This window comes from Acinetobacter sp. YH12117 (assembly GCF_013418865.1).
Classification (GTDB): domain Bacteria; phylum Pseudomonadota; class Gammaproteobacteria; order Pseudomonadales; family Moraxellaceae; genus Acinetobacter; species Acinetobacter indicus.
In genome coordinates this window covers 1-3,773 of record NZ_VPBF01000075.1, presented here as the reverse complement: position 1 = coordinate 3,773, position 3,773 = coordinate 1, and the positions used below count along the sequence as shown (strand labels likewise).

Here is a 3,773-nt window from a genome sequence, read left to right as displayed (position 1 = left end):
TGTTCAAATGGCGATTCAGCGTTTAATTGGTTTTGGGAAAAAAGAAGAGTTTAAGGAAATTTTGGCAATTTTAAGAAAGCAGAATCCTGATAGGATAAGGGTTCTGTGAAATTTGTCGTGTACAGAGTATTTTTTTAGTACATTTACGGCGTTAGAATGACTTTACGACGGTCTTCTTCCTTTTTATCAAAAATACGGTAACCTTCCGCAGCATCTTCCAGTTTCATGCGATGGGTAATAATCACATCTGGAGACAGATCTCCATTTTCAATATGTTCGAGCAACTGCGGCAAGTATTTATGCACATGGGTTTGCCCCATTTTAAAAGTCAAACCTTTATCAAAGGCATCACCAAACAGGAAGCCATGAATTGGACCGGCATAAACCCCCGGTACACTCACCACACCGCCGCGGCGGACTGCTGCAATACATTGTCTGAGCGCTGAACCACTCGAACCTTCTAATTTCAGGTTGGTCATTACGGTTTCCAGAACACTCCCTTTGGCCTCGAAACCAACGGCATCAATAACTGCATCAACACCACGATAACCTGCTGTATTTTGAATAATAAATTCAGCTGCATCGACTTCATCAAAGTTGACCGGAATGACCCCATAGGTTTGATGAGCAAATCGCAAGCGATAAGGGTGATGGTCTACCATGAAGATCTGTTCGGCACCGAGCATCCGTGCACAAGCTGCAGATAACAGACCGACTGGACCAGCACCATAAATTGCCACTGTAGAACCACGGGTGACTTGAGCATTGGTTACTGCCTGCCAGGCTGTTGGCAGAATATCGGTCAGGAATAATACTTTTTCATCAGGCAAAGAGCCGGGAACCTTAAACGGTCCGACATTACCTTTGGGAATTCGCACATATTCAGCCTGACCACCCGGAACACCACCATACAGGTGGCTAAAGCCAAACAAGGCCGCTCCTGGTGGAATCTGTTTTTTATTCAGGATCGCACCACGACCCGTATTGGTATTTTCACAGGCAGCCATGAGTTCATGTTCACAGAAAAAACAGTGACCGCATGCAATGACAAAGGGAATGATCACCCGGTCACCTTTTTTGACTTCTGTCACTGCAGGGCCGACTTCTTCTACAACTCCCATAAATTCATGGCCGAAAATATCACCGTCTTCAGTGGCCGGGATTTTACCCCGGTATAGATGTAGATCTGAGCCACAGATAGCGGTGGCTGTCACCCTTAAAATAACGTCATCTGGTTCCTGAATCACTGGATCTGGAACAGATTCAACTCGTACATCCCGAGCACCATGATAGGTAAGAGCACGCATGCGGATTTCCTCTCTAGTTCAACATAAATAGTCTCAAATAAGGCTGCTGATTATTAAAAAGCCTTTTTATTAGAGCCTTATAACCTGACCTAGAGCTGTAAATTAATGTATGAAATAAGGAAGCCGAGTGTTTAAAAAATAAACTTATATAGTACTTGCGTAATTCACTACAAAATATGTCAAAAATCGAGTAAATGATTAACCAAGCTGAGAAGTGTAGGAAAATAGGTAAGAGAAAAGATTTACTAATAGCAGAGAAAATATAAACCCATAAAAAAAGGATCAGTAACTATAGTTAATGATCCTTGAAGCTTTAAATGAATATTAAAATTAACTTTCCTGGAAAGACTGTTCCAGTTCTTCTAATTCCATCATCAGTTCTTGCATCTGTTCTTCAGCAGTTTCCAGTTGTGCTTTCAGTTCAGTCTGCTCATTCATGAGCTTAAGCAATTCATCCTTACGCGCTGCATCATACAGACCAGTATCTGCCAGCTTTTCTTCAATTGCAGCGAGTTTTGGCTGCAACTTTCCGATCTGGCTTTCACATTTTTCAATATTTTTGCGAATCGGCCGAGTCTGCTCACGTTGGCGAGCAGCCTCCTTGCGTTGGGTTTCTTTATCCATTTTACTCGGTACAGATTTCGCTTCAGCTTGCTGTGTTTTCACCACTTCAGCAGTTTTAGGCGCATTTTTTAATAATTCTGCACGTGCCTGACGTAACCACTCGGCATAAGCCACCAGATCACCATCAAATTCAGTACATTTGCCGTTATGAACTAACAGCAGCTCATCACAGACACTGGCGATCAGCTGACGTTCATGCGAAACCAGCACGACAGCACCCTCGAAATCTTGTAGTGCCATCGTTAAAGCATGACGCATATCCAGATCCAGATGGTTGGTTGGTTCATCCAGAATCAGCACGTTTGGACGCTGCCATACGATTAATGCAAGTGCTAAACGGGCACGTTCACCACCCGAGAAACTTTCACTTGGTGTATCCATGCGTTCGCCGCTAAAGCCGAAGCTGCCGAGGAAAGAACGCAAGCTGGCCTCACTAATTTTAGGATCAGCGATACGTGCCAGCTGCAACATCGGGCTGGCGCTACCATCCAGTGCATCCATCTGGTGCTGGGCAAAGTAGCCAATATTTAACAATTCTGAGTCTTTACGAAGACCTTTAATTAAAGCTAAATCACCGACGAGAGATTTAATCAGAGTCGATTTACCAGCACCATTCATCCCCAGCAGACCAATACGGCTATTTGGAGTAATTTGCAGGGTAACATTACGCACAATCAGCTTATCGCCATAACCGATATCGGCATTTTCCAGTTGTAGTAATGGTGAACTCATTTTGGTTGGTTCACGGAAGCTGAAAGTAAACGGCGTATCTACATGCGCAACAGAGAGTTCCTGCATACGCTCCAGCTGCTTGATTCGGCTCTGGGCCTGTTTTGCCTTGGTGGCTTTGGCCTTAAAACGGTCAATAAATTTTTGTAGATGGGCACGCACTTCAAGCTGCTTTTCATAGGCTTGTTGCTGCTGTGCCAGACGTTCGCTACGGGTACGCTCAAAAGTCGAGTAATTACCGGTATAAAGTATCAGTTCCTGATTTTCGATATGTAAAATATGATCGGTAATGGCATCCAGGAAATCCCGGTCATGTGAAATCAGCACCAAGGTGCCTTCATAGGATTTGAGCCAATCTTCTAGCCAAAGAATCGCATCTAAATCTAAATGGTTGGTCGGTTCATCCAGTAATAACAGATCAGAACGGCTCATCAAAGTACGCGCCAGATTGAGACGCATACGCCATCCCCCCGAAAAACTGGCAACATCCAGCTCGGATTGATAATCCATAAAGCCCAAACCTGCCATCAGCTGTGAAGCCTTAGAGGGTGCCACATAACCGGAAATTTCGTCAAAGCGGCCATATAGGCGTGCCAGTTCAGCATCATCCAGCTGTTCAGGATGATTCAGCTTTTGTTGGATATCCCAGTATTCCTCATCGCCAGACAGGACAAAATCAATCGCCTTCATATTCAAGGCTTTGATTTCCTGGGCCATATGCGCCACAGTCCAGACTGCAGGACGGGTCAGGGAACCACTGTCAGACTCAATCCCACCCAATAGTGCTGAAAATAGGGTCGACTTGCCGGCTCCATTGACACCGGTCAGGCCAATTTTCCATCCAGGATGCAATTGCATGGAGGCTTTCTGGAAAAGGATGCGTCCACCGCGGCGTATGGTTAACTGATCTAACTGAATCATGGAACTGTACTGACATTCGACAAGAAGAATGGCGCTATTCTAAAGGAAAGCCCATCAAAATAAAAGGCACTGTTGCAAATAGTCGGTGGTGATAAACTTATCATCCCCTTTTGCTGATGGAGCTGCACATGAACCCATTCAAAGGCCGGCATTTTCAGCGTGACATCATTCTGTGGGCCGTACGCTGGTACT

General features: G+C 44.8%; 3 protein-coding genes. All 3 read right to left on the bottom strand.

Annotated features, from left to right (window positions below; translation table 11 throughout):
* Positions 1–143: 143 nt before the first annotated feature.
* The gene (locus tag FTU55_RS14635) at positions 144–1,307 is read right to left on the bottom strand and encodes a zinc-dependent alcohol dehydrogenase (RefSeq protein WP_180006203.1); all 1,164 of its coding nucleotides are present in this window, start codon (positions 1,305–1,307) and stop codon (positions 144–146) included.
* A gap of 330 nt (positions 1,308–1,637) precedes the next feature.
* Positions 1,638–3,581, bottom strand: coding sequence for an ATP-binding cassette domain-containing protein (locus FTU55_RS14630; protein ID WP_180006202.1), 1,944 nt, complete (start codon positions 3,579–3,581; stop codon positions 1,638–1,640).
* Positions 3,578–3,773 (bottom strand): hypothetical protein (locus tag FTU55_RS15335; RefSeq protein ID WP_373684773.1); only part of this gene is annotated, 196 nt, incomplete at its 5' end. The genes FTU55_RS14630 and FTU55_RS15335, both read right to left, overlap by 4 nt.